Annotated in this window: 22 protein-coding genes and 1 tRNA gene; 12 read left to right on the forward strand and 11 right to left on the reverse strand. The window is 62.7% G+C overall.

Annotation, left to right across the window (positions count from 1 at the left end):
* Positions 1-33: 33 nt before the first annotated feature.
* The 5 genes from LB533_RS17625 to LB533_RS17645 form a co-directional block, all read right to left on the reverse strand.
* Positions 34-1,176, reverse strand: a complete 1,143-nt coding sequence (locus LB533_RS17625) for a substrate-binding domain-containing protein (RefSeq protein WP_224677824.1) — start codon at positions 1,174-1,176, stop codon at positions 34-36.
* A gap of 76 nt (positions 1,177-1,252) precedes the next feature.
* Positions 1,253-2,737, reverse strand: coding sequence for an aldehyde dehydrogenase (gene aldA / locus LB533_RS17630; RefSeq protein WP_224677825.1), 1,485 nt, complete (start codon positions 2,735-2,737; stop codon positions 1,253-1,255).
* A 41-nt stretch (positions 2,738-2,778) separates the two neighbouring features.
* On the reverse strand, positions 2,779-3,810 hold the full coding sequence (gene pdxA / locus LB533_RS17635) for a 4-hydroxythreonine-4-phosphate dehydrogenase PdxA (protein ID WP_224677826.1): 1,032 nt from the start codon (positions 3,808-3,810) through the stop codon (positions 2,779-2,781).
* 223 nt (positions 3,811-4,033) lie between these two features.
* The gene (locus tag LB533_RS17640) at positions 4,034-5,116 is read right to left on the reverse strand and encodes a four-carbon acid sugar kinase family protein (RefSeq protein WP_224677894.1); all 1,083 of its coding nucleotides are present in this window, start codon (positions 5,114-5,116) and stop codon (positions 4,034-4,036) included.
* Between the two features lie 4 nt (positions 5,117-5,120).
* Complete coding sequence (locus LB533_RS17645) at positions 5,121-6,065, reverse strand: DeoR/GlpR family DNA-binding transcription regulator (RefSeq protein ID WP_318012502.1); 945 nt, start codon at positions 6,063-6,065, stop codon at positions 5,121-5,123.
* Positions 6,066-6,073: 8 nt separating this feature from the next.
* On the opposite strand from LB533_RS17645, the gene LB533_RS17650 reads away from it, so the two are divergent.
* Complete coding sequence (locus tag LB533_RS17650) at positions 6,074-6,523, forward strand: DUF1403 family protein (protein WP_411970895.1); 450 nt, start codon at positions 6,074-6,076, stop codon at positions 6,521-6,523.
* 44 nt (positions 6,524-6,567) lie between these two features.
* Here the strand turns inward: LB533_RS17650 and LB533_RS17655 are convergent.
* Positions 6,568-6,643: transfer RNA gene (locus LB533_RS17655), tRNA-Phe, on the reverse strand.
* Positions 6,644-6,814: 171 nt separating this feature from the next.
* Positions 6,815-7,687 (reverse strand): helix-turn-helix domain-containing protein, encoded by an 873-nt coding sequence (locus tag LB533_RS17660; protein ID WP_140501013.1) that lies wholly within the window; start codon positions 7,685-7,687, stop codon positions 6,815-6,817.
* Between the two features lie 104 nt (positions 7,688-7,791).
* Here LB533_RS17660 and LB533_RS17665 point away from each other — a divergent pair, with 104 nt between their 5' ends.
* From LB533_RS17665 to LB533_RS17685, 5 genes are all read left to right on the forward strand, one after another.
* On the forward strand, positions 7,792-9,063 hold the full coding sequence (locus tag LB533_RS17665; RefSeq protein ID WP_224677827.1) for an extracellular solute-binding protein: 1,272 nt from the start codon (positions 7,792-7,794) through the stop codon (positions 9,061-9,063).
* Between the two features lie 159 nt (positions 9,064-9,222).
* Positions 9,223-10,083 (forward strand): carbohydrate ABC transporter permease, encoded by an 861-nt coding sequence (locus tag LB533_RS17670; protein WP_140501017.1) that lies wholly within the window; start codon positions 9,223-9,225, stop codon positions 10,081-10,083.
* The gene (locus LB533_RS17675; protein WP_224677828.1) at positions 10,080-10,916 is read left to right on the forward strand and encodes a carbohydrate ABC transporter permease; all 837 of its coding nucleotides are present in this window, start codon (positions 10,080-10,082) and stop codon (positions 10,914-10,916) included. Before LB533_RS17670 ends, LB533_RS17675 begins: the two co-directional genes overlap by 4 nt.
* Positions 10,917-10,924: 8 nt before the next feature.
* Positions 10,925-12,004, forward strand: coding sequence for an ABC transporter ATP-binding protein (locus tag LB533_RS17680; RefSeq protein WP_224677829.1), 1,080 nt, complete (start codon positions 10,925-10,927; stop codon positions 12,002-12,004).
* A 36-nt stretch (positions 12,005-12,040) separates the two neighbouring features.
* The gene (locus LB533_RS17685; RefSeq protein ID WP_224677830.1) at positions 12,041-14,068 is read left to right on the forward strand and encodes an aldo/keto reductase; all 2,028 of its coding nucleotides are present in this window, start codon (positions 12,041-12,043) and stop codon (positions 14,066-14,068) included.
* A gap of 37 nt (positions 14,069-14,105) precedes the next feature.
* Here LB533_RS17685 and LB533_RS17690 read toward each other — a convergent pair whose 3' ends face one another.
* A complete protein-coding gene (locus LB533_RS17690; RefSeq protein WP_263487591.1) occupies positions 14,106-14,981 on the reverse strand; it encodes an AraC family transcriptional regulator in 876 nt (291 codons plus the stop codon).
* 244 nt (positions 14,982-15,225) lie between these two features.
* Between LB533_RS17690 and LB533_RS17695 the strand changes: the two genes are divergently transcribed.
* The 6 genes from LB533_RS17695 to LB533_RS17720 all read left to right on the forward strand — a co-directional run bounded on the left by LB533_RS17695 (position 15,226) and on the right by LB533_RS17720 (position 24,207).
* Positions 15,226-16,692, forward strand: coding sequence for an alpha-glucosidase/alpha-galactosidase (locus LB533_RS17695; protein WP_140643245.1), 1,467 nt, complete (start codon positions 15,226-15,228; stop codon positions 16,690-16,692).
* A 109-nt stretch (positions 16,693-16,801) separates the two neighbouring features.
* Positions 16,802-18,883 carry an ABC transporter substrate-binding protein gene (locus tag LB533_RS17700; RefSeq protein ID WP_140643243.1) on the forward strand — a complete coding sequence of 694 codons (2,082 nt, stop codon included), beginning with the start codon at positions 16,802-16,804 and terminating at the stop codon, positions 18,881-18,883.
* Between the two features lie 111 nt (positions 18,884-18,994).
* Positions 18,995-20,002, forward strand: coding sequence for an ABC transporter permease (locus tag LB533_RS17705; RefSeq protein WP_224677832.1), 1,008 nt, complete (start codon positions 18,995-18,997; stop codon positions 20,000-20,002).
* On the forward strand, positions 20,003-21,139 hold the full coding sequence (locus LB533_RS17710; protein ID WP_140643239.1) for an ABC transporter permease: 1,137 nt from the start codon (positions 20,003-20,005) through the stop codon (positions 21,137-21,139).
* A 10-nt stretch (positions 21,140-21,149) separates the two neighbouring features.
* On the forward strand, positions 21,150-22,817 hold the full coding sequence (locus LB533_RS17715) for an ABC transporter ATP-binding protein (RefSeq protein ID WP_140643237.1): 1,668 nt from the start codon (positions 21,150-21,152) through the stop codon (positions 22,815-22,817).
* Between the two features lie 19 nt (positions 22,818-22,836).
* Positions 22,837-24,207 (forward strand): alpha-glucosidase/alpha-galactosidase, encoded by a 1,371-nt coding sequence (locus LB533_RS17720; protein WP_140643235.1) that lies wholly within the window; start codon positions 22,837-22,839, stop codon positions 24,205-24,207.
* 15 nt (positions 24,208-24,222) lie between these two features.
* On the opposite strand, the gene yacG is transcribed toward LB533_RS17720, so the two are convergent.
* The 3 genes from yacG to infA are packed head-to-tail and all read right to left on the reverse strand — an operon-like array spanning position 24,223 to position 25,284.
* The gene (yacG, locus tag LB533_RS17725) at positions 24,223-24,420 is read right to left on the reverse strand and encodes a DNA gyrase inhibitor YacG (RefSeq protein WP_140552671.1); all 198 of its coding nucleotides are present in this window, start codon (positions 24,418-24,420) and stop codon (positions 24,223-24,225) included.
* Positions 24,417-25,043: a Maf-like protein gene (locus LB533_RS17730; protein WP_140643233.1), complete on the reverse strand. Its 627-nt coding sequence runs from the start codon at positions 25,041-25,043 to the stop codon at positions 24,417-24,419. Before LB533_RS17730 ends, yacG begins: the two co-directional genes overlap by 4 nt.
* A gap of 22 nt (positions 25,044-25,065) precedes the next feature.
* Positions 25,066-25,284, reverse strand: a complete 219-nt coding sequence (gene infA, locus LB533_RS17735; RefSeq protein WP_006200926.1) for a translation initiation factor IF-1 — start codon at positions 25,282-25,284, stop codon at positions 25,066-25,068.
* Positions 25,285-25,448: the final 164 nt, after the last annotated feature.

Here is a 25,448-nt window from a genome sequence, read left to right on the forward strand (position 1 = left end):
CGGACTGCTGCGGCCCGCCGGCGAAAGAATGAGCTAGAAGCACTCGCCGTTGCAGATTTTCACCACCGAAGCCGGCGCATCTTCCTTGGTGACCTGCTTGAGGGCACTGAGAAGGTCGAGCTTCTTGACGCGCAATGTCGGTACCGAAATGTACGGCGGGACGTCATGTCCAAGCAGAGCAAGCGCGGCCGCCTTGGCCTCCGCGACACCCTGGTCGTAGGGGCGTTGCGCACCCACGGCCAGAAACTCGCCACGTGCAACGTTCAGCGCGCTGTCTGCGGCAATGTCATTCGTGGTGATGACGATGTCGCGGCCGAGTGTCTTGGCCGCGGCCACGACCTGCTGCGCGGGCGTGTCCCAGGCAACGAAAATGCCCTTCATGTCGGGATGCGCCGTCAACATGGCGGTGGCGACCTCGTAGGCCTTCTCAGGCGCCGTGAAGGTACCGACGTCCGCGACCTCGATGTCGGGGTGTTCGCCGAATGCCTTGAGTGCGCCGACCTTGCGGGCCGCGACCGAGTAGTAATAGTCATAGACCAGCGTGATGATGCCGACCTCGCCCTTGCCGCCAATGGCCCCGACAAGTTCCTGCGCGGCGAAATAGGCGTTCTTCTCATTGTCGGAAGCGACAACGGACACATAGTCCTTGCCCGGCGCCATATCGACCGGAACGTTGTCCATGAAAACCAGCTTGATGCCGGCTGCCGCCGCCTTCTTGTAGGCTTCGGATTCGGACTTCGGATCGATCGGGATCGAGAAGATCACATCCGGCTTGCGTGCGATCATCTGCTCGAGATCGCTGATCTGCTGGCCGGGCTGGAACTTGGCGTCGGTGGTTCCGACAACCTCGATGCCAAGGTCCTTGAGCGTGTTCGAGATCCCGGCCACCTGCAATTGAGGCCAGCCGGCATCCATGGTGTGCATCACCAGCCCGGCGGTGAACTTTCCGGCCTTCAGCTTTGCAAGGTCGGCATCGGAGAATTTCAGCACGTCTGGCGACACCGCCGGTGGACCGTCCGGGAAGCCCGGAACGGGTTGGCCTCTCGGCGATAGGGGCAACGGCTCAAGCAACGCCTTTGCTTCCGGTGGAATGGTGTCGTCGGCGATCGCCGAAGATGCGGCCAACCCCGACAGTGCCACGGCCAAAGCCGCCGCCATGAATCCACGATAGTGCATTTTATTCCTCCCGATGAGATGAAACGGCCATTTTGGCCGGGTAGCGACCTGGCTGGTCGTACTGGCTGGGCGCTGTTCAGCGCCCGTAAGGCATCAATGCCGCCGTGGCGGCACCCGAGTAATTCACATAGACCGTCTTCTTGCGCATGTAGCTCTCGAGCCCGTGTACGCCGTCGTCACCGCCCAATCCGCTCTCGCGGAAGCCGACATGGAAGCCCTGCAGCATTTCTGGCCCGATCCGGTTCACATAGATTTCGCCAAACGAAACCTCGTTGACGGCGTTCATGACGCGACCCAGATCGTTGGTGAAAAGATAGGCCGACAGGCCATAGCGACTGGCATTGGTGATGCTGACGGCCTCCTCGAAGGTATCGAAAGGCATGATCGGCACGACCGGACCGAAGATTTCCCGCGTCATGATCGGCATGTCGGGCGTCACGTCGGTCAATACGGTCGGATTGAGCCAGTAGCCGCCGTCGATCGGCGCCTTGGCCGGGCGTCCGCCGGCCAGAGCCAGCTTCGCGCCGCCCGCGACGGCCTCCGCCAGGACCACCTCGACCTTTTCCAATTCCTCACGGCTTACTTTGGGGCCGATATCGGTATTCGCCTGCATCGGATCACCGACGACCAGCGACTTCGAGAACTCCACGAAACGCGTGACGAACTGATCGTAAATCGAACGGTGAACGAGCGTGCGTTCGTTGCATATGCAGACCTGCCCGCAATTCATGTAGCGCGAAGTGGCCGCCGACCGCACCGCCAGGTCGAGATCGGCATCGGCCAGGACGATGAAGGGGGCCTTGCCGCCAAGCTCCAGCGAAACGGGCGTCAGGTTGCGCGAGGCATTCGCCATGATGCGCTTGCCGGTCGGCACGCTTCCGGTCATGGTGATGAGGTCGACGCCGGGTTCCGTGCACAGCACCTCGCCTATGGTTTCGCCTCGTCCTGTTATGATGTTGACCACGCCGTCCGGCACGCCCGCCTCCACAAAGATGCGAGCCATTTCGAGCGCCGAAAGCGGCGTGTCTTCATGCGGTTTAAGGACGATGGTGTCGCCGGCGATCATGGCGGGCGCCACCTTTCGGCTGACCAGGGCGCTCGGATAATTCCAGGGAATGATGGCGGCGACGACGCCTACGGGTACGCGCTGGATCCAGACCTGCTCTCCCGCGTAGTCGGATGGCAGGATCTCACCTTGAATGCGGCGGGCAAACTCGGCGTAGTAGTCGAAGAACTCGGCCGCACCGCCGACTTCACCCATGGCCTCATTGATCGGCTTGCCTTGTTCCCTGACGACCACCTCGGCCAGATGTCGGGCGTTCTGCCGGATCAACACCGCGATCCGCTTCATGATCGCCGCACGGGCGAGGGGTGATTTGAGCCCCCAGGCTTTCTGCGCCTTACGGGCTGCCTCTATCGCCTGGCGAGCCTGATCCGGACTTGCCTCGGGCACGTCGACAAAAGCCTTGCCGTTGGCCGGGTTGATCACCGGGCGCCTGCCGGCTTCGCCGGTGACAAATTTGCCGTCGATCAGCATGAGATGGGACTTCTCTACAGCCATGGTTCGATCCGCTTCTTGGTGCGTTGCAGGCGTGCCGGCGCCTAAGGTTTGGATTTTGCCGCGGCCATCTGGACGGCGAATTCGATCGCCTCGACCAGACTGTCCTCGTTGGCGATGCCCTTGCCGGCGATATCGAAGGCCGTGCCGTGGTCGACGGACGTGCGGATGATCGGAAGGCCGAGCGTGACATTGACACCGGAGAGCGCTTTCCACTCACCGGTCGCGGGGTCGACATTGAAGCCGAGCAGTTTCACCGGGACATGGCCCTGGTCGTGATACATCGCGACCACCGCGTCATACTGACGGGCACGCAGCTTGACGAAGACCGTGTCGCCCGGAACAGGTCCAACCACGGTGAAATCGGGCGATGTGTATGAGGCGACGACCGGGGTCGTGATGTCGATATCCTCACGACCGAAAATGCCGCCTTCGCCAGCGTGCGGGTTGAGCGCGGCAATCGCAATGCGCGGATGGGCAATGCCGAGCCCTTGCAATGCCTCGACGGTCAACTGGATCACCCGCCGCAATCGGGGTTCGGTCAGTTTCGAGGGAACCTGAGCCAGCGCCACATGGGTCGAGACATGGCTGACGCGAAAATCGCCGTGGGCAAGCATCATCACGGAATCGCGTGCGCCCGTCAGTTCTGCCAGCATGTCGGTATGGCCGGCATAGTGATAGCCGGCCAGGTTGAGCGCTTCCTTGTTGAGAGGAGCCGTAACGATGCCTGCAATCGAGCCGGCCTGGGCCAGGCGAACAGCTTTTTCTATGGCCAGGTAGGCAAGGCGCCCGCCTTCGGCCGACATGACGCCTGTCTCTATGGGGGCCCGCTCTGGTCCGGCCTCAAGAATGGCCACGGGCGGAAAAGGTCTGGCGGCCGAAGCCGACGGTTCTTCCCGCTCGATACGTCCTGAAATGAACTCCATCGCGTGCATCGCGGTGACGCTGCCGATGATGAGAAGCGACAGTGACCCGTCGGCAAGGCGCGGTTTCAGCCGTGCGCATGCCTTCGCGATGATCTCGGGGCCGATGCCCGCGGGATCACCCATTGTGATGCCGAGCCTTGGACCAGACATAAACACCCCATATCGGTCAATTGTGATCATCTTCTAATCCTTCTAGCCACATATGCGCAATAGTTTTCTTTCGCGATCATTCGCAATCAAATTTCACGGCCGATCGGGCCTGCGCCTCTCCTCTGCGGGCTGAGATCTCGGCCACGCTCGGCTTCGCAGTGTTTTTTGACGCTATTTGACAAGCAGGGCGGATGGGGCGCCACTTTGCCGGCAATCGTCCTGATCAGGGACGCGCGAGAACGGCAAGCCTGCAGAGCAGGGCGCTGTCGCCGAACGCGCCCGATTTCGAAATCGTGGCCAGTCCTTCGAAAATGCCGCCTTTGATGACGGAAACCGGCAGCCCCGGCTCGATCTCGCTTTCGACCGTGAGTTCGACGGCGCCTAGGCTGTCGCACACCGACCGCAATGTTTCGCCGCCAGTGACGAGCAACGTGCCGGGCCTTGGCAGGCCTTCGAGAAGCGAGGCAAACACCTTGCCGATATGATCCGCCACCGCGTGGCGATCACCCGATGCGGCGACGCTGACAATCGAAGGCGCGCCTTGCATCATCCGTTCCGCCAAGCGCTTTTTCGCTTTGTCGATGTCGCGTTCGATAACGATATGCGCATCCGCATGCCGGGCGGCAAAGAGGGCCACCTGTCCCGCTGTGACCTCGTGATTTGTGCCGACAAGGCCAAGGAACGGCGCGGATAACGCAAGAGCAGGCTCCCGCGGCGCTTTCATGTACCGTGCAAGTGCCGCCGCCAAGCCGCCCGTACCGACCCACAAGGTCCGTGCCTCCGGCACTCTGGCCGTTGCGACGATCTTGTCCAGGTCCGTGTCCGTTTCGGCATCGTAGAGGGTGATGAAATGAATCGGCCGGGCCCCCGGTGTTGAACGCCCGGCCGAAAAGCGCTGGCCGAGGTCGGCGAGGAGGTCGGGACCTACCATTTCGGGCCGATCGAGCCGCCATTGGCGCCCGACGCGCGTAACGCGCCCCTGAAATGGGAAAGCAGGCGCCAGCACAACGCGCTGGTACGTCCCCTTGGCGATGCAGGCTTCTATTTCGGCGATGACGTGACCGCGCAAAAGGCTGTCGATCTTCTTGAAACTCAATTGTCCGGCGGCGAGCCATGGCGCGAGCGCCCGGTGCCTGGCGACGGCCGTCGCCTCGGCGCCCTCTCGTGTGGCGACATCGACAGCCATGCGCTCCGAAAGCGGACCGTCCAGTCGCCAGCTCACCCCAATGCCGTGGCCAGGCGATGCGAAGGAAACCGCGCTGTCCAGGGCGCCGGTCAGGTCGTCGGCTACGACCCGGATATCCACGCCCTCAAGAGCGCTCAACTGAAGAACCTGGGCGGCTGACGCGCACGACGCGGACGTTCACATCGAGCGTCCGAAGATTGGTGAGGTGAGCTTGATCGATGCCCTCGTCGGTAATGATCTGGTGAATATCGGCCAGACGGCAGATGGTGCAGAAATTGGGGGCAGTGAACTTCGAATTGTCCGCAAGCACGACCACACGGCGCGCCGCCGCGATCATCGCCTGCTTCATCGCCGCGACCTCTAGCGAGGTCTCCGTGAGCATGTCCCCTGTGATGGCATGAGTCCCCAGGATGGCCACGTCGGCGTGGATGGTTCGCAGGAAATTCTCGCCGGGCTGGCCGACCAGGGTCAGAGAGCCCGGCTTGCAGGTGCCTCCCAGCATGACCAGGCGCACTTCCGGCACGGTTGCAAGTATCTGCGCGATCGCAAGGCTGTTGGTGACGGCCGTAAGCGGGATAGGCGCCGCAGCGATAGCGCGGGCGACTTCCAGCACGGTCGTGCTTGCGTCGAAAATGACACTTTGGCCGGCGCGAAGTTCCGACATCATGGCGGCGCCGATGGCCTCTTTCTCGGCCCTGGCGAAATGGGCCGCGGTGGCGAGATCCGGCTCGAAGGTGGCGAGTTGCGTGCGTTGAAGCATCGCCCCGCCATGCGTTCGCTCCAGTGCTCCCTGCCGTTCAAGCGTCTCGAGATCGCGCCGGATGGTCGAAGGCGATGCGCCGATGAGGTCGATGAGTTCCTGAACGCCTACGGCTCCTTGCCGTTTAAGGCATTCGAGAATGAAGGCATGACGCTTGGCCGGAATCAAATCGACCCGTCCGCGCCCGCCATCGTCTTCCCATGATCCGGCGGACGCCGATGGCGCCATGTCCTCCACCGCTGATTTCCGGACATTCCTTGCCACGTCTGTATCTCCGCACGGTGCCGCAAACGCGCTCGCCTGAATCACGGCGAGCGATGTCCCGCAAATATCACGAATCCATCCAGCGAGCCCAATCGTTTGTCATTCTTGGTCGGCGAATTCCCACCGTTTTTGGCTTCATTGGAATTATTTTGACTGATTTTGACGGCATTTGCCAATCAAATGTGGTCAATGTTGGTCAGGAGGATTGGAAGAACGAGCAGGTTTCGTCAAAAAAGCTTTCTGCGGCGGCGGTAAACGCGCGGCAGATGGGGCGTGTAGAAGATGAAGCGGCACTTCATGATGCCGTTCTGCCGACGCGACCTGGAGACGACGTCGGTCCCGCCGGCCGAATGCTGTTGGCTTGGCGCTGGCTGGCAACTCGGCCCGCGGAGGATCTTCTGACGGAGGCGAGCGTCGTCGGAGTTCTCGATGCCCTGGGCTTGCCCGGGATGACGAGACGGCGGCCGACCTGGCAGATGGCCACGGATGTTAAAGCCATCTAGGCTATTGCGCTAGAGAGTAAGTCTTTGGTTCAATTGAGAAAAAATGGTGCCCAGAGGCGGATTCGAACCACCGACACGCGGATTTTCAGTCCGCTGCTCTACCAACTGAGCTATCTGGGCCTGTTCCGGCTAACGAAAACTCGCGCTCCGGATTTCATGGAAGCGCCGTGGGCGTCCCTTGAAAGCGCGTGGGTTATAGCATGGGAATCCGGCCTGTCCAGCGCCCAGATGCGGATTTCCGGCAGGAAAAGAAGTGCCGCCCGATGCGCTGGTTTCCGCGCCGCGTCGCCGCTATCTGGCGCCCGCCAATCCCTTGCGAAAATCCGTAGGTGTCATGCCGGCGAGCTTCCGGAACGACTTGTTGAAGGCGCTGAGCGAACCGAAGCCCGAATCCATCGCCACCCTGAGCACATTGGCATCCTGGTGCATGAGCAGCGCCTGCGCATAGCTCAGCCGCAACAGGTTGACATATTCGTTGAGCGTCATGCCGGTCGATTTCTTGAAGATGCTCATGGCGTATTTGGGATGGAGGTCGGCGGCCGCCGCTATGTTCATGCAATCGATGTCGTAGAGGAAATTCTCGGCGATGAAATCGCACATGCGCCCGACATTGCGTGACGACTGCTGGTCGAACGGGCTGCCCGCTTCCTGTCCGGCCGCGTTTTCCGGCACCAGCCTGTAGGGCTCGAATCGTACCCGCTCCAGCCGCAGCAACAGTTCGTTGACGGCGTGCTCCGCCCTGGCCGGGTCGCCGGAGCGGGCGTAGCGGTTCCAGCGGTCGAAATTATCGTTGTCGGATTGATCGGTGGCGCTGGTCACCAGCGTGGCACCCGTCATCAGCCGGTGACGTATGTCAGCCGGCAGATGCAGCCGGAAGAAATGCACCAGCGGCAGATGCGCGCCGGCATAGATGGCGTCGTCGCTCAAATCGTCCATCTGGTGCGGCAGTCCGCCCCAGAACAGGCACATCTCACCGGCCGAAAGCGAGATTTCGTGGTCGTTCATGCGGTAATGCACGCTGCCGCGCACGATGAAGTTCACCTCGACCTGCGCATGCCAGTGCGGCTTGAGCATCACCAGGGGTGCGGTGTGGAACATCTGCAACAGCAGCGGCATTCCTTCCACGCTGCTGGCGCCAGGCTGGTAAAACGGCCGGTCCGGCATCTTACTTTCCGCCAATTTCGTATTCCCTTTGTCGGGGACAAGCCTTCCGCGCCGCATAGTCTAGCCCGGCTCGCAGAGAGAGCAAATGAAATGGGAGGATTTCAATGCGCATCATACTGTCCTGCGCCGCGCTCGCGCTTGCCTTGGGTTCAGCCCCGGCCTTCGCGCAATCGGGCGAAATCACCATCTGGAGCTGGAACATCGCCGCCTCGTCGCTGAAGGCGACGATTGCCGGGTTCAACAAGCTGCATCCTGACATCAAGGTCACCGTCCAGGATCTCGGCAACCAGCCGACCTATGACAAGTCGATCGCCGGATGTGCCGCCGGCGGCGTCGGCCTGCCTGATGTCGTCACCATCGAGAACGGCGAGGCCGAGAATTACTGGAGCCAGTTTCCCGATTGCTTCGTCGACCTGCACACGCTGGGCTACAGCGCCGAGGATCAGGCGAAATTCCCCGATTTCAAGCGCACCGAGCTCGAGGTCGGCGACAAGGCCTATGCGATGCCATGGGATTCCGGCCCGGTCGCCGCCTTCTACCGCCGCGACTTCTACGAAAAGGCCGGCGTCGATCCGGCATCGATCAAGACCTGGGACGATTTCATCGCCGCCGGCAAGAAGATCCAGGCCGCCAATCCCGGCGTCACCATGACCAACGCCGACTTCAACGGCGACACCGAATTCTTCCGCATGATCTCCAATGAACAGGGCTGCGGTTATTTCTCCGAGGATGGCCAGTCGATCACGGTAAACCAGCCGAAATGCGTCGATACGCTGGCCAAGATCAAGGAGATGAAGGACGCCGGCATCATCTCCTCGGCCGACTGGGGCACCAAGATCACCAACAACACCGCCGGCACCGTCGCCACCCAGGTCTATGGCGGCTGGTATGAAGGCACCATCCGCACCGAATCGGCCGGCGAAAACGGCAAATGGGGCGTCTACCTGATGCCGAGTCTTACCGCCGACGGGCCACGCGCCGCCAATCTCGGCGGGTCGTCGCTGGCCATCACTTCGGGGTCGAAGAACAAGGAAGCGGCTTACGAGTACCTGAAATACACGCTCGAAACCAATGAGGGCCAGATCACCATGCTCAAGGAATTCGGCCTGGTCCCCTCGCTGGTGTCTGCCCTGAATGACCCCTACGTCTCGCAAGGCCTGCCCTATTGGGGCGGCCAGGCGGTGTGGAAGGACATCCTCGCCACTTTGCCCAAGATCGTCCCCAGCCGCGGCACGCAGTTCCAGAGCGACGCCGAAATCATCATGCGCGCCGTGCAGACCAAGTATCTCGCCGGCGGCTATCCCGACGCCAAGGCAGCCCTCGACGATGCTGCCACCCAGATCGCGGCGGCGACCGGGCTGCCGGTCAAATCATAACCTCCCAGACGGGGTCCGGGCAGGCATGCGCCGCCCGGGCCCGACCGAGCCACGGGGGCCGCCTCGCGGGACGTGTGAAATGTCGCATGTCCTGACCAACCGGTTGCCGCTGCCTGCGGGACCACAGCTTGAAACGCCGACGAGAGAAGGAGGAGCAGGATGCGCAACCGCAACGCCACAGCCTATCGTTTCCTTGCGCCTTACCTGCTGATCTTCTCCGTCTTCTGGGTATGGCCGATCATCTCTTCGTTCCTGATCTCGTTCCAGGCGACGCGCACAGTGCCCTGGCGCTTTGCGCCCGGCTTCAACTGGGGCCGGCTGATCGGCGATCCGGCCTTCTTCAACGCGCTGAAGAACACGCTGCTCATCCTCGTCATCCAGGTGCCGGTGATGATCGCGCTGGCGATGGTGATGGCCGTGCTTTTGAATTCACCGCTCTTGAAGGCGCGAGGCCTCTACCGCTTCGCCTTCTTTGCTCCCGTGGTGGTCGGCGAGGTCGCCTACTCCGCGGTGTTCCGGCTGATGTTCAATCTCGATTTCGGCATCATCAACAAGCTCCTGAACAGCGTCGGGCTGCCCAAGATCGACTGGTTCTCCAATGTCACGCCGGCCATGGCGCTGATCATGATCGCGGTCACCTGGCGCTGGGCCGGCTACAACGCCATCATCCTTCTGGCCGGCATGCAATCCATCCCCGAGGATGTCTACGAGGCGGCGACGCTCGACCGGGTCAGCAAGCTCAAGCAGTTCTTCTTCATCACCTTGCCCCTGTTGAAGCCCGTCATCGTGTTCTGCACCGTGCTGTCGATCATCGGCACCATGCAGCTGTTCACCGAGCCGTTCCTGATCACCGAACGCGGCGGACCGGGCGGCGGCACCGAGACGCTCGGCCTGTTGCTCTATCGCCAGGGCTTCCGGTCGCTCAATTTCGGCTACGCCTCGGCCGTCGCCTACACCATGGCGGGGTTGGCGATCGCCATCACGCTGGTGCAACTGTGGCTGACGAGGGAACCGAAATGAGCTCGCTCGCCTCGGCCAGGCTGAAGCGCAGCCTCTTGCTGCATCTTTTCCTCACGCCACTGGCGCTGATCTGGCTGTTTCCGCTGTGGATGATGGTCGTGTTCTCGACCATGCCGGACAACGGCATCTTCAGCCCCGGCATCGAGTTGCTACCGCACGGCAATTTCGTGGACAATTTCAACAACCTGCAGCGCGACACCGACTTTGTCGGTGCGATTTTCATCTCCGTCTCGGTGGCGGTCACCTACACTTTTCTGTCGGTGCTGCTGACTTCCATGGCCGGCTGGGCACTGGCCCGCTACCGGTTCGTCGGCAAGGGCGTGGTCGTCGCCATCATCCTGGGCACCATCACGCTTCCCTACGCGGTGGTGCTGATCCCGCAATTCATCATGGTGGCGCGCGATTTCAAGCTCGCCAACACCTGGGTGGCGCTGATCGTGCCGCCGCTGTTCAATTCGCTCGGTGTGCTGTTCATGCGCCAGAGTTTTTCGATGATGCCCGATGACCTGTTCGACGCCGCCCGCGTCGAAGGCGTGAAGGAGTGGCGCATCTTCGTTTTCATCGCGCTGCCGCTGGCGCGGCCGATGCTGGCCGCCCTCTGCATTATCCTGTTCCTGGCGTCCTGGAACAATTATCTCTGGCCGCTTTTGATCAACAGCCAGCCGGGCGCGATGACCGCACCGGTGGCGCTCGGCACGCTGATCGGCCTCACCAAAGTGTCGTGGGGCGGCATCATGGCGGGCGCGGTAATGCTGACGGTGCCGATGCTGATCGTGTTCGTGCTGCTGCAACGCCATTTCATTGCCGGCATCGCCGCCGGCGCGGTCAAGTAAGGGTAGGCATGGCAACCGTCACGCTCACGAATGTCGTCAAGCGCTTCGGCGTTTTCGAGGTCGTCCATGGCGCCAACATCGACATCAGGGATGGCGAGTTCGTCGTGTTCGTCGGCCCCTCCGGCTGCGGCAAGTCCACGCTGCTCAGGATGATCGCCGGGCTGGAGGATATCAGCGATGGCGAGATCGCCATCGGCGGCAAGGTGGTCAACGATGTCGAGCCGGCCGACCGCGGCATCGCCATGGTGTTCCAGTCCTACGCGCTCTATCCGCATATGAACGTGGAGCAGAACCTTTCCTTCGGGCTGCGTATGACCGGCAATCCGAAGGCCGACACCGACCGCAGGGTGAAACGGGCGGCCGAGATCCTGCGCATCAGCGAATTGATGGAGCGCCGTCCGAAGAAACTCTCCGGCGGCCAGCGCCAGCGCGTCGCCATCGGCCGCGCCATCGTGCGCGAGCCGCAGGTGTTCCTGTTCGACGAGCCGCTGTCCAATCTCGACGCCGAACTGCGCGTCCAGATGCGGGTCGAGATCTCGCGCCTGCACAAGGAGCTTGGCACCACCATGATCTATGTCACGCACGACCAGACCGAGGCGATGACGCTCGCCGACCGGATCGTCGTGCTGCGCGGCGGCCATGTCGAGCAGATCGGCCGCCCGCTCGATCTTTATGACAATCCCGACAATCAGTTCGTGGCCGGTTTCGTCGGCTCGCCGAAGATGAATTTCATCAAGGGCCGCGTCGTCGGCTGCGATGCGCGCGGCGTTGTGGTGGAACTCGCTGGCCAGGAGAAGACCCGCATCACGCAGCCGCTGACGGGCGCCGCGTCCGCAGTCGGCAGCAAGGTCATCGTTGGCGTGCGGCCCGAACATTTCGGCAGCGCCGGGGAGGGGGACGCCGATCTTGCCGTCACCATCGATGTGGTCGAGCACCTGGGCGGCACGAGCTTCCTCTACGCCAGAACGGCCAATGGCGAGGACGTGGTGATCCAGCGTGACGCTGCCAAGGTCCCCGACACATCAGAGATCACCGTATCCATCCGCAAATCCTACCTGTTCGACGAAAAAGGGCTGCGGCTGCGCTGATCGGCTGCCCTTTCCCATCCCGCAAGGAGAATGACAATGACTGCAACCACGCCCATCCGCTGGGGCATTCTCGGCCCGGGCAGCATCGCCAAGGCCTTCGCCGGCGGCGTCGCCGGCTCCCGCAACGGAAAGCTGGTCGCCATCGGTGCGCGCGATCCGGGCAAGCCGAGCTTGGCGCAGAGCTTTCCCGGCGCGCGCATTCTCGACGGCTACGAAGCATTGCTCACTGACGCGGAAATCGACGCGATCTACATTTCGGTCCCGCACCCTGGCCATGCGCAATGGGCGATCCGGGCGGCGGAGGCGGGAAAGCACGTGCTGTGCGAAAAGCCGCTGGCGCTGACCGCCTTCGAGGCGGACGCCATGATGCATGCGGCGCGTAAGGCCGGCACCTTCCTCGGCGAGGCCTTCATGTACCGGCTGCACCCGCAGACGCTGAAGCTGGTGGACCTGATCAAATCCGGCGTCATCGGCGAGATCAGGATGATCAAGTCGAGCTTCGGTTTCGCCATGCCTGATTTCATGCCGCAGCACCGGCTCTACGCCAACGATCTTGCCGGCGGCGGCATCCTGGACGTCGGCGGCTACCCCGTCTCGATGGCGCGGCTGATTGCCGGCGCCGCGGCCGGCAAGCCGTTCCTCGAGCCGGACAAGGTGACCGGCGTCGCCCATCTTGGCCAGTCCGGCGTCGACGAATGGGCGTCCGCGCTGCTGCATTTTCCAGGTGGCATCCTCTCCGAGGTCTCCTGCAGCATCTCGCTCAACCAAGACAATGTCTTGCGCATCCTCGGCACCAGGGGCCGCATCGAGGTGCCGGATTTCTGGTTCGCCGGCGGCGACCGCGATGTCGGCTTGGGCCGGATCGATGTGATCGGCGCGGACGGCGTGCGCGAAACCATCAGCGTCAACGAAAAGCGTCACGTCTATTCCTTCGAGGTCGACGCCGCCATCGACGCCATCCTTGCCGGGCGGCAGGAATTCGCCTGGCCGGGCATGGCCTGGGCCGACAGCCTCGGCACATTGCGCGTGCTCGACAGATGGCGCGCGGCCGCGGGGCTGGAGTACGAGATCGAGAAAGCTTCGCTGCGCACCAACACCATCTCCGGCCGGCCTCTGCGGTCCGCAGGAACGGCAATCGGCAAGCGTGCGATCCCTGGCTTGGCTAAACCGGCCTCGGTGGTGGCGCTCGGCTTCGAGGATTTCCGCACCTTCTCATCGGGTTCGATCCTGCTCGATGCCTTCTTCGAGGCAGGCGGCAATCTGTTCGACACCGGCTATGTCTATGGCGGCGGCTACACCGAGACGCTGCTTGGGCTATGGCTGAAGAACCGTGGCGTGCGCGAGCAATCGGTGATCATCGCCAAGGGTGCGCATTCCCCGCTCTGCTATCCCGACGTGATCGGCAAGCAGCTCGACCAGTCGCTCGACCGCCTGCAAACCGACCATGTGGATATCTATTTCATGCATCGCGACAATCCGGACGTGCCGGTCGGCGAATTCGTCGATGCGATGGACCGCGAGGTCAAGGCAGGCCGCATCCGTGGCCCGTTCGGCGGCTCGAACTGGACGATGCAGCGCATGGACGAGGCGATCGCCTATGCCGAGCGCACCGGCAAGCAGAAGCCCGACGCGCTCTCCAACAATTTCTCGCTGGCCGAAATGCTGGAGCCGATCTGGGCCGGTTGCGTGACCTCCTCCACCGATGACTGGAAGGCTTGGCTGACCGCGCGGCAGATGCCGAATTTCGCCTGGTCGAGCCAAGGGCGTGGCTTCTTCACCGAACGCGCCGGGCGCGAGCGGCGCGACAATGAAGAACTGGTGCGGGTCTGGTACTCGGAGCGCAATTTCGGCCGCCGCGACCGTGCGATCGAACTTGCCGCGCGGCTGGGCAAGAGCCCGATCCATGTTGCGCTCGCCTATGTGCTCAACCAGCCTTTCCCATCGGTGCCGTTGATCGGCCCGCGCACGCTGGGCGAACTGGACGACAGCTTGCGCGCCCTCGACATCGCGCTTTCACCTGCCGATCTCCAATGGCTGGACGGCGGCAGTCGGCAAGCAGCGTAGTGCATGTCGTCCAAGGCTGCGCTGGACGGCGACCGGGTCAGGTCTCGTCGTCGGACACCCTGATGTCGCGCCTGCCCGGAACCCTCATGCTGGCATACATGCCGGTGGTGCGGAACTGGCCCGGGCTAATGCCGTAACAGCGGCGGAAGACCTTCGAGAAATAGTTCGCGTCCTCGAAGCCGCACAGGATGGCGACTTCCTTCACCGGCAGGAAGTCAGCCTTGGTCAAAAGCTTGGCGGCGCGTTGCAGCCGCTGCTGCAGCACGAACTCCGCGGGCGGGATGCCTTCGCTCTCGGCGAAGCAGCGCGAGAAGTGGGCCCGGCTGAGGCCGCTGATCTGGACGAGGTCCGCTACCGGTAGCCGCCTGTCGAGATTGGCGTTGATGTGGTCGATGACCGGCTGCATGGCGCTCTGCTTTTCGGCAAAGGCATGCGAGCCGAAGACATCGTCATAGAGCGCCATCGCCGCCTCGTAGGCGATCGCCGAGGCCGCGCCCGGCGAAACGGCCCCGTTTATGAGCCGCAGGCTGCAATCGGCGAGGTGATCGATCGTCTCCGGCTGCAGCCGGAACACGGGACCCGAGACGTCGAGGATGGATTTGTGGATGCGCAGCGCCTCCTCGCCATTCATCGAGATCCAGAAATATTCCCAGCGCTCGTCCTTGGCCAGCCAGTAGCGGTGGTTGTGCGGCACCAGCACCAGCAGCGTGTCGTTCTGCTGCAGGCGATAGTTTCGGTTCTCATAGCGAAGCCGGCCGCTTCCGTTGATCGTGTGCTGGAGCACGGTGAATGGCGTCTGGCCGCGCTTGCGCCCGTCCCAATCGTAGATTTCGCCCTCGCGCACTTCGTAGCCGGTGCTCGTCGGCATGGCATGCAGGCGCTGGCGACCGCGCGGCAGCGAGATCGTGCGCATCGACTGTCCGTTGGCGATCAGATCCCGCAGCACAAAATTACCCTTGAAAGCATAATCCTTCTCTGGTCGCGCCCGCGAATAAGCGCATAATCGGGTCCTCAAGAACGCGAAGAACCCGCGGTCGAGGAGCGGGCGGGAGGAGAAAAGCCGGAATCCGGCTCGATTGGCGCGCGCGCCTTGGCGTGTCGCCATATCCTCCCTTGCTGCCCCTTGCCTAGCATTCGATCGGATCGAGGTGAAGGTGATGAGTTTCAAAATCGCTATTATCGGCGCCGGCAGCGTCGGCTTCACCAAGAAGCTGTTCACCGACATATTGTGCGTACCGGAGTTCAAGGGCATTGAATTCGCGCTGACCGATGTCAGCGAGCACAATCTCCAGATGATCAAGGCGATCCTCGACCGGATCGTCGAGGCCAACAAATTGCCGACCAAAGTGACGGCGACGACGGACCGCCGCAAGGCGCTCGAGGGCGCACGTTATGTTATCAGCTGTGTGCGGGTCGGTGGGCTCGAAGCCTATGCCGACGATATCAGAATCCCCTTGAAATATGGCATCGACCAATGCGTCGGCGACACGATCTGCGCCGGCGGCATCCTCTATGGCCAGCGCAACATCCCTGTGATCCTCGATTTCTGCAAAGATATACGCGAAGTCGCCGAGACCGACGCGAAATTCCTCAACTATGCCAACCCGATGGCAATGAACACCTGGGCGGCGATCGAGTACGGCAAGGTCGACACGGTCGGGCTCTGCCACGGCGTCCAGCACGGCGCCGAGCAGATCGCCGAGGTGCTGGGCGCGAAATCGCCTCGGGAACTCGACTATGTCTGTTCCGGCATCAACCACCAGACCTGGTTCATCAAGCTGCGCCTGAACGGCCGCGAAATCGGCAAGGACGAGCTGGTCGCCGCCTTCGAGGCGCATCCGGTCTATTCAAGGCAGGAAAAACTGCGCATAGACGTGTTGAAGCGCTTCGGCGTCTATTCGACCGAAAGCAACGGCCACCTGTCCGAATACCTTCCCTGGTATCGCAAGCGTCCGGACGAGATCACCCGCTGGATCGACATGTCCGACTGGATCCATGGCGAGACGGGCGGCTATCTCCGTTATTCCACCGAGACCCGAAACTGGTTCGAGACGGAATATCCGCAATTCCTCGAAGCGGCGGCGAAGCCGATCGATCCGTCAAAACGCTCCAACGAGCATGCCAGCCACATATTGGAGGCGCTGGAGACCAACCGCGTCTATCGCGGCCACTTCAACGTCAAGAATGACGGCGTCATCACCAATCTACCGCAGGACGCCATCGTCGAATCGCCCGGCTTCGTCGACCGCTTCGGTATCAACATGGCGGCCGGCATCACCTTGCCGGAGGCATGTGCCGCGACCTGCATGTCCTCGATCAATGTCCAGCGCATGTCGGTGCATGCTGCCATATCCGGCGACATCGACCTGCTCAAGCTTGCAGTGCTGCATGACCCGCTGGTCGGCGCGGTGTCGACACCGGAGGAGGTCTGGCAGATGGTCGACGAAATGGTCGTCGCCCAGGCGCCCTGGCTGCCGCAATATGCGCATGCGGTGCCGGCGGCAAAAGAGCGGTTGTCCAAATCCAGCGTCAAGACCCGCGAATGGGCGGGTGCCGCGCGGCGCAGCGTCCGCTCGATCGAGGAGTTGCGCGCCGAGAAGGCCGCGCTGAAGCAGGCTGGCTGAAAACCGGGTGCGACGGCGGATCCACGGGAGGTAGGTCCACCGCAGTCAGCCGTCCAGGCACAAGACGAGCAGCAGCAAAACAAAGCGTCTGAACACGAGGGAGGAGAAAATGAGGAACATACGCAGCATTGGCATGGTCGCGGGACTGGCGCTGAGCGTCTCCGTCCCGGCGCTCAACGCTTTCGCCTCCGAGCCGACGGTCCCGCCGGTACCGGCGGCGTTTCCGGCCGAAGGCAAAATCACCTATGTGCCGCGCGACTCCATCCTGGAGTTCAAGGCGCTGCCGGACTATCACGAGCCGGACTGGGTGACCGAGAAATACGTCAAGGCCGGCAAGCTGCCACCGGTCAAGGATCGGCTGCCGAAGGAGCCGCTGGTCTTCAAGACCGCCAACATGCCGGATGGCATCGGTGTCTACGGCGACACGATGCGCCATGTCATCGGTGGGCGGCCGGAAGGCTGGAACTACGGCGCCGGCCAAACCCAAGGCTGGGGCGGCATCGATATCGGCCTGTCCGAATGCCTGACGCGCACCGCGCCGCTGTTCCAGGTCGAGGCCAAGGACACCGAACCGCTGCCCAACCTCGCCAAAAGCTGGGACTGGTCGGCGGATGGCCACAAGCTCACCATGCATCTCGTCGAGGGTGCCAAATGGTCCGACGGAGCGCCCTTCAACGCCGACGACGTCATGTTCTACTGGGACGACGAGGTCGTTGACCCGAACGTCTCGCCGCTCAATGGCGCCACCCAGGAAACGTTCGGCGTCGGCACGACGCTGAAGAAGATCGACGACTACACCGTCGAGTGGACCTTCAAGGAGGCCTTCCCGAAACAGTATCTCTACGCAATGGCCTACGGCACTTTCTGCCCCGGCCCCGCGCACATACTGAAGCCGCAGCATCCGAAATATTCGAAGAACACCTACGACCAGTTCAAGAACGCCTTCCCGCCGGAATATATGAACATGCCGGTCATGGGCGCCTGGGTGCCGGTCGAATACCGGCCGGACGACATCATCGTCATGCGCCGCAATCCCTATTATTGGAAGGTCGACGAGAAGGGCAATCAGCTGCCCTACCTCAACGAGTTGCATTACAAGCTGTCCACCTGGGCCGACCGTGATGTCCAGGCGGTGGCCGGCTCGGGCGATTTCTCCAATCTGGAGCAGCCGGAGAACTTCGTCGCCTCGCTAAAGCGGGCCGCGGAGGCGAATGCCCCTGCACGCCTGGCGTTCGGCCCACGGCTGATCGGCTACAATCTGCGCCTGAACTTTTCCGCCAATGGCTGGGGCAACCCGGACGAGCGCGGGCAGGCGATTCGCGAGCTGAACCGCAATGAGGATTTCCGCAAGGCCGTTACCATGGCGCTCGACCGCAAGGCGCTCGGCAACTCGCTGGTCAAGGGGCCGTTCACCGCCATCTATCCCGGCGGCTTGTCCTCCGGCACCAGCTTCTATGACCGCAAGTCGACGGTCTACTATCCCTTCGATCTCGAGGGCGCTAAGGCCGAACTCGCCAAGGCCGGCCTCAAGGATACTGACGGCGACGGTTTCGTGAACTTCCCGGCCGGCACGGCCGGCGGCAAGAATGTCGAGATCGTCATGCTGGTCAACAATGACTACGGTACCGACAAGAGCCTCGCCGAAGGCGTCGTCGCCCAGATGGAGAAACTCGGGCTGCGGATCGTGCTCAACGGTCTCAACGGCACGCAGCGCGATGCCTCGCAATATTCCGGGCGCTTCGACTGGCTGATCCGGCGTAATGACCAGGAGTTGACATCCGTCGTGCAGAACACCGTGCAGCTCGCTCCCGTCGGCCCCAAGACCAGCTGGGATCACCGCGCACCTGAAAGCGGCGAGGTCGACCTGATGCCTTTCGAGAAGGACCTCGTCGACATCGTCAACAAATTTGTCACGTCTGAGGACAATGACCAGCGCGCTGCCCTGATGAGAGACTTCCAGAAGATTTCGACGGAGCACGTCTACAATGTCGGCCTGACGGAATATCCCGGTGCGCTGATCGTCAACAAACGCTTCTCCAACGTTCCAAAGGGCACGCCGATCTACATGTTCAACTGGGCAGAGGATTCGATCATCCGCGAGCGGGTCTTCGTGGCGGCCGACAAGCAGGCGAAATACGAATTGTTCCCGGAAGAGCTGCCTGGCAAGCCTGGAGACAAGGGCCCGATGTAAGTTTACCTCCCCTGACTGAGACCTCCGGCCGCGCCGCTGGCGCGGCCGGACAAAGGCAACCTCCGAACGCACCAAAAGACGCGATCGGCAAGACGAGGAAGCGGACCGTCCATGCTGCGATTTCTGCTCATGCGCATAGCGTCGGCAATCCCGGTCCTTGCCATACTGAGCCTCGTCACCTTCGCCATCATCCAGGCACCGCCCGGCGACTATGCCGACTACATCCGCTCGCAGCTGATCAACCAGGGAGGCGCTTCCTTCGCCGAAGCCGACGCTCAGGCCAACGCCTACCGGATCGAACATGGCCTCGATAAGCCGCTGCCCGTCCAGTATCTCAACTGGATCGGCGGCATCGTCACCCGCGGCGATTTCGGCTACAGCCTCTATTACAACAAGCCGGTGGCCGACGTCGTGGGCGAGCGCCTGCCGCGCACCCTCATCCTGGCGCTTGTGTGCCATCTGCTCGCCTCGGTGCTCGGCATCACCTTCGGCATCTGGGCGGCGACCCGGCAATACACCTGGATCGACTCGACACTTTCGGCCATTTCCTTCCTCGGCATGACGGTGCCGCGCTTCCTGATGGCGCTGATCATCGTCTATCTCCTGGTCTTCCAGTTCAACGTCTCGGAGATAGGCAGCTTCTTCTCGCCGCAATATGGCGGCGCCCCATGGTCGTGGGCCAAGTTCGTCGATCTGATCAAGCATGTCTGGCCGGTGGTTGCGATCGCCACCTTCGGCGGGCTCGCCTACAACATGCGCGTCATGCGCGGCAATCTGCTCGACACGCTGAATGCGCAATATGTCGAGACGGCCAGGGCCAAGGGACTGACCGGGAGCGCCGTCGTCATGCGACACGCCGTGCCCAATGCGCTGCATCCGCTGGTCATGTATCAGGGCGTGGTGCTGCCTTACATGCTGACCGGCGAAATCGAGACGGCGATCATCTTCGCGCTGCCGACCGTCGGCCCGGCGATCGTCGGTTCGATGGCGGTCGGCGACGTCTATGTCACCGCCACCTTCATGATGGTGCTGTCGGCGACGCTGATCGTCGGCAACATCATCGCCGACATGTTGCTGGTCCTGCTCGATCCGCGCGTGCGCCAGTTCGGGGAGAGCTAGATGCTGGCCCGCGATACATCGCCGCCGCCGCTGCCGGCCGAAGGACCTGTCGAGAGACCCGCGCGCGGCAACGAGAGCTACACCGCGCTTGTCTGGCGCCGGCTGAAGCGCTCCTGGACCGGCATGGCGGGGTTCTGGCTCGTCGTGCTGCTGATCCTTATGGCGGTGTTCGCGGAGTTCCTGGCGCCGATGGACCCGAAGGTGACCGATGTCGCCTTCGCGCCGCCGCAAACCCCTGTTTTCCACGACAGGGACGGCAATTTCGTCGCCCGGCCCAGGGTCTATGCGCTGGCGGATTCGGCGGATCTCGATCCGGTCACCTTCCAGCCCATCGTCGGTCCCGACTATGATCATCCAAGACTGCTCGGCTTCTTCGTCGAGGGCGCGCCCTACAGGCTCTTCGGGCTCATTGCGGCGAACCGGCATTTGTTCGGTTCGATGGACGGCCAGCCGGTGCATTTCCTCGGCACCGACAAGTTCGGACGCGACGTGCTCTCGCGGGCCATCCATGGCTCGCGCGTCTCGCTGATGATCGCGCTGACGGTGGTCTTCATCATCACCGTCATCGGCACTACGGTCGGCATGGCTTCCGGCTATTTCGGCGGTCGGTTCGATGTCTGGATGCAGCGCTTCGTCGAACTCGTGCTGGCCTTCCCGCAGCTGCCGCTCTATCTGGCGCTGACGACGCTGATCCCGGTCACCGCGCCCACCAACGTCTTCCTCGCCTTCGTCATCATCGTGATGTCGGCGCTGGGCTGGGCGCAGATGTCGCGCGAGGTGCGCGGCAAGACGCTGGCGCTTGCGCGCATTGAATACGTACGCGCCGCAATGGCGGTCGGCGCCACCGACCGGCGCATCATCATGCAGCACATTTTCCCCAATGTGATGAGCCATGTGATCGTCGCGGTGACGTTGGCGATCCCGACCGTGGTGCTGCTCGAATCCTTCCTCGGTTTCCTCGGCTTCGCGGTGAAGCCGCCGCTGATCTCCTGGGGGCTGATGCTGCAGGACACCGCGACCTACTCCGTCATAGGCACCTATCCGTGGATCCTGTCGCCGGTCGGTTTCGTGCTGGTCACCGTCTTTGCCTTCAACGCGCTGGGCGACGGGCTGCGCGACGCCGTCGATCCTTATTGAGGTGGTTGGGATGACGCTCGCGCTCGCCGAACCCTTCGCACCTTCCGTACGGCACGACCATGACGGACGCCAGGAAGAACCCGTCATCGATGCCCGCAACATCGAGGTCGCCTTCAAGGTCGAGCACGGCACCGTCGAGGCGGTCAAGGACGTCTCGTTCCAGCTCTATCGAGGCGAGACGATCGCCATCGTCGGCGAATCCGGTTCCGGCAAATCGGTGACGGCGCGCACCGTCATGGGATTGCTGTCCCGGCGCGCCACCGTGTCGCCGAGATCGACCGTCTGTTATGATGGGCAAAACATCCTAAAGTTCCCCGAGAGCGCCCGGCGCAAGCTGCGCGGCAACCGCATCTCGATGATCTTCCAGGAGCCGATGAGCTCGCTCAATCCGATCTACACGATCGGCAGCCAGATCGTCGAGGCGATCAGGGTTCATCGCAAGGTCGGCCGGCGGCAAGCCTGGGCACGGGCGCTCGAACTCCTGCAGCATGTCCAGATCCCGGATCCGGTCGCGCGGCTCAAGCAATATCCGCATCAGCTCTCGGGCGGACAGCGCCAGCGCGTGATGATCGCCATGGCGCTGGCCAACGACCCCGACGTGCTGATCGCCGACGAGCCGACGACGGCGCTCGACGTCACCGTCCAGGCACAGATTCTGAACCTGATCCGCAACCTACAAAAAGAGCTGCGCATGGCGGTGATCCTGATCACCCATGACCTCACGGTCGTGCGCAAATTCTCCGACTACGTCTATGTCATGCAGCATGGGGAAATGCGCGAACACAACGTCACCGAACGTCTGTTCTCCGATCCCCAGCATCCTTATACGCAACGACTGCTCGCCTCCGAACCGCGCGGGCGACCACAGCCGCTGCCGGAGGGCTCCGGCACCATTCTCGAAGCGAACGGGGTGCGCGTCTGCTTCATGCTGAGCCACGGCACTTTCCTCAAACCGGACTGGCGCGAGCTGGTCGCCGTCGACGATCTCGATCTCAAGCTTTGTCGCCACGAAACGCTGGGGCTGGTCGGCGAGTCCGGCTCCGGCAAGACCACTTTTGGCCAGGCGCTGCTGAGGCTGATCGATGCCAAGCGCGGCGAGATCCGTTTCGACGGCCAGCCGATCCAGGGGCTGTCCCGCAATGAGATGCGGCCGCTGCGGTCGCGCATGCAGATCGTCTTCCAGGATCCCTTCTCCTCGCTCAACCCGCGCATGACGGTCGGGCAGATCATCGAGGAAGGGCTGGTCGTCAACGGCATCGGGGCGACGCGGCGCGAGCGGGTCGAGCGGGTGCGCGAGGCGCTGGTCAGTGCCGGCATGCCGGGCGGCATCCTTTCGCGGTTCCCGCACGAATTCTCCGGCGGCCAACGCCAGCGCGTCGCGATTGCGCGCGCCATCGCATTGGAACCCGAATTCATCTTGCTCGACGAACCGACATCGGCACTGGACCTCTCCGTCCAGGCGCAGATCATCGATCTCTTGCGCAAGCTGCAGGACGAGCGTGGCTTGAGCTATCTCTTCATCTCGCACGATCTCAAGGTGGTTCGCGCTCTGTGCCACCGCGTCATCGTCATGCAGCACGGCAAGATCGTCGAGCAGGGACCTGTCGACGAGGTCCTCACCAATCCCAAGACCGCCTACACCGAACGGCTCGTCCGGGCCGCTTTCGACGTGGCTTGAACATATGCCGGAGCTTAGCGTGGCAAGAAATCCCAGGATCACTTTCATCGGCGCCGGCTCGACCGTGTTCATGAAGAACATCGTCGGCGACGTGCTGCAGCGGCCGGCGCTTTCGGGCGCGACGATCGCGCTGATGGACATCGATCCGCAGCGGCTGGAAGAGAGTGCCGTCGTCGTTAACAAGCTGATCGCGACGCTCGGCGTGAAGGCCAAAGCGGAGACCTATTCCGACCAGCGCAAGGCGCTGGCCGGTGCCGATTTCGTCGTCGTCGCCTTCCAGATCGGCGGCTACGAGCCCTGCACCGTCACCGACTTTGAAGTGCCGAAGAAATATGGCCTGCGCCAGACCATCGCCGACACGCTCGGCGTCGGCGGCATCATGCGAGGCTTGAGGACCGTGCCGCATCTGTGGAAGATCTGCGAGGACATGCTCGCCGTCTGCCCCGATGCGATCATGCTGCAATACGTCAATCCGATGGCGATCAACACCTGGGCGATATCGGAGAAGTTCCCGACCATCAGGCAGGTCGGCCTCTGCCACTCGGTGCAGGGAACCGCGATGGAACTGGCGCACGACCTCGACCTTCCCTACGAGGACATCCGCTATCGCTCCGCCGGCATCAATCACATGGCCTTCTACCTCAGCTTCGAGCACCGCCAGGCCGACGGCTCCTACCGCGACCTCTACCCAGATCTCCTGCGCGCCTATCGCGAGGGCCGCGCGCCCAAGCCCGGCTGGAATCCGCGCTGCCCCAACAAGGTGCGTTACGAGATGCTGACCCGGCTCGGTTATTTCGTCACCGAAAGCTCCGAACATTTCGCCGAATACACGCCCTATTTCATCAAGAGCGGCCGTCCCGACCTGATCGAGAAATACGGCATCCCGCTGGATGAATATCCCAAGCGCTGCATCGAGCAGATCGAGCGTTGGCAGGGGCAGGCGGAAGCCTACCGCTCGGCCGAGCGCATCGAGGTCGAGCAGTCGAAGGAATATGCCTCCTCGATCATGAATTCGGTCTGGACCGGCGAGCCGTCGGTGATCTACGGCAACGTCCGCAACAATGGCTGCATCACCTCGCTGCCCCGCGAATGCGCCGCCGAGGTGCCGTGCCTGGTCGACGCTTCCGGCATCCAGCCGACTTACATCGGCGACCTGCCGCCGCAATTGACGGCGCTGATCCGCACCAACATCAACGTGCAGGAACTGACGGTGCGGGCGCTGATGAGCGAGAACCGGGAACACATCTACCATGCGGCGATGATGGATCCGCACACGGCAGCCGAGCTCGATCTCGACCAGATATGGTCACTGGTGGACGAGCTTCTTGCCGCTCACGGCGACTGGCTGCCGGCCTGGGCACGCGTGAGCCGCAAGATCCAAGCCGCCTGACCGGCAGCCGGTCTCTCACTTCGGCTCGTCGGCGTCTGGTTCTTCCTCGTCGTCGCGGGCTTTGATGACATAGGCGCCCTTCAGCCAGCGGTTGAGGTCGATGTCCTTGCAGCGCTTGGAGCAGAACGGGTAGGTCTCGCGCGCCGAAGGCTTGCCGCATTCGGGGCAGGGGCGCTTTGGCCGCAGCGGCGTCACCTTGTCGTCCGAGCTCATGGCCGCGCCGTGGACCAGTTTTGATGGACTTTGAAGCCTTCGCCCGAAAGCAACGCGACGGTCTCGTAAAGCGGCAAGCCGACCACATTGGTGTAGGAGCCGACCAGCTTGACGACGAAAGTGCCCGCGAGCCCCTGTACGGCATAGCCGCCGGCCTTGCCGCGCCATTCCCCCGACGCGACATAGGCGTCGATCTCTTCGCGCGGCAGCCGCTTGAACCGCACCCGCGTCTCGACAAGCCGCTGGCGCAGTTTGCCGCCGGGCGTGATCAGGCAGATGCCGGAATAGACCCGGTGCGAACGCCCCGACAGCAATCCGAGGCAGTTGGCGGCATCGTCGAGCGTCTCGGCCTTGGGCAGGATGCGCCGCCCGACGGCGACCACCGTGTCGGCGGCCAGCACCAAGGCCGGCGCGTAGTCGATTTCCGACTTCAGCGAGGCGAACGCCTTTTCGGCCTTTTCCTTCGAAAGCCTTTTGGCCAGCGAGCGCGGATGCTCGGCACGCAGCGGCGCCTCGTCGATGTCGGCGGGCAGTATGCGGTCCGGCTCGATGCCGGCCTGCTGCAACAGTTCGATGCGGCGCGGCGAACCCGAGGCAAGCACCAGCTTCAGCAAAATGCTCATCGCGGACCAGTCGGCCTTGATCTTACTTGAAACGATAGGTGATGCGGCCCTTGGTCAGGTCGTAAGGCGTCATCTCGACCAGGACCTTGTCGCCGGTCAGCACGCGGATGCGGTTCTTGCGCATGCGGCCGGCCGTATGGGCTATGATTTCGTGTTCGTTTTCGAGTTTCACCCGGAACATGGCGTTGGGCAGCAGTTCCGTGACGACACCCGGAAACTCGAGGACTTCTTCCTTCGGCATTCGATACCTTTGCTTGGATGGTTTCCCGGCGTTTAGAGCACGATGCCGAAAAGTGTGAAGCGGTTTTCGGACGACATCATGCTCTACTTCTTTGATCTGGAGTCGGATCCTGTCAGGTCGAAGAGACCCAACAGCATCCGACTCCAGCCGGAAATTCGGCGGAA

The organism is Mesorhizobium sp. BR1-1-13 (genome assembly GCF_020165515.1).
In the GTDB taxonomy this organism is placed as follows: Bacteria; Pseudomonadota; Alphaproteobacteria; order Rhizobiales; family Rhizobiaceae; genus Mesorhizobium.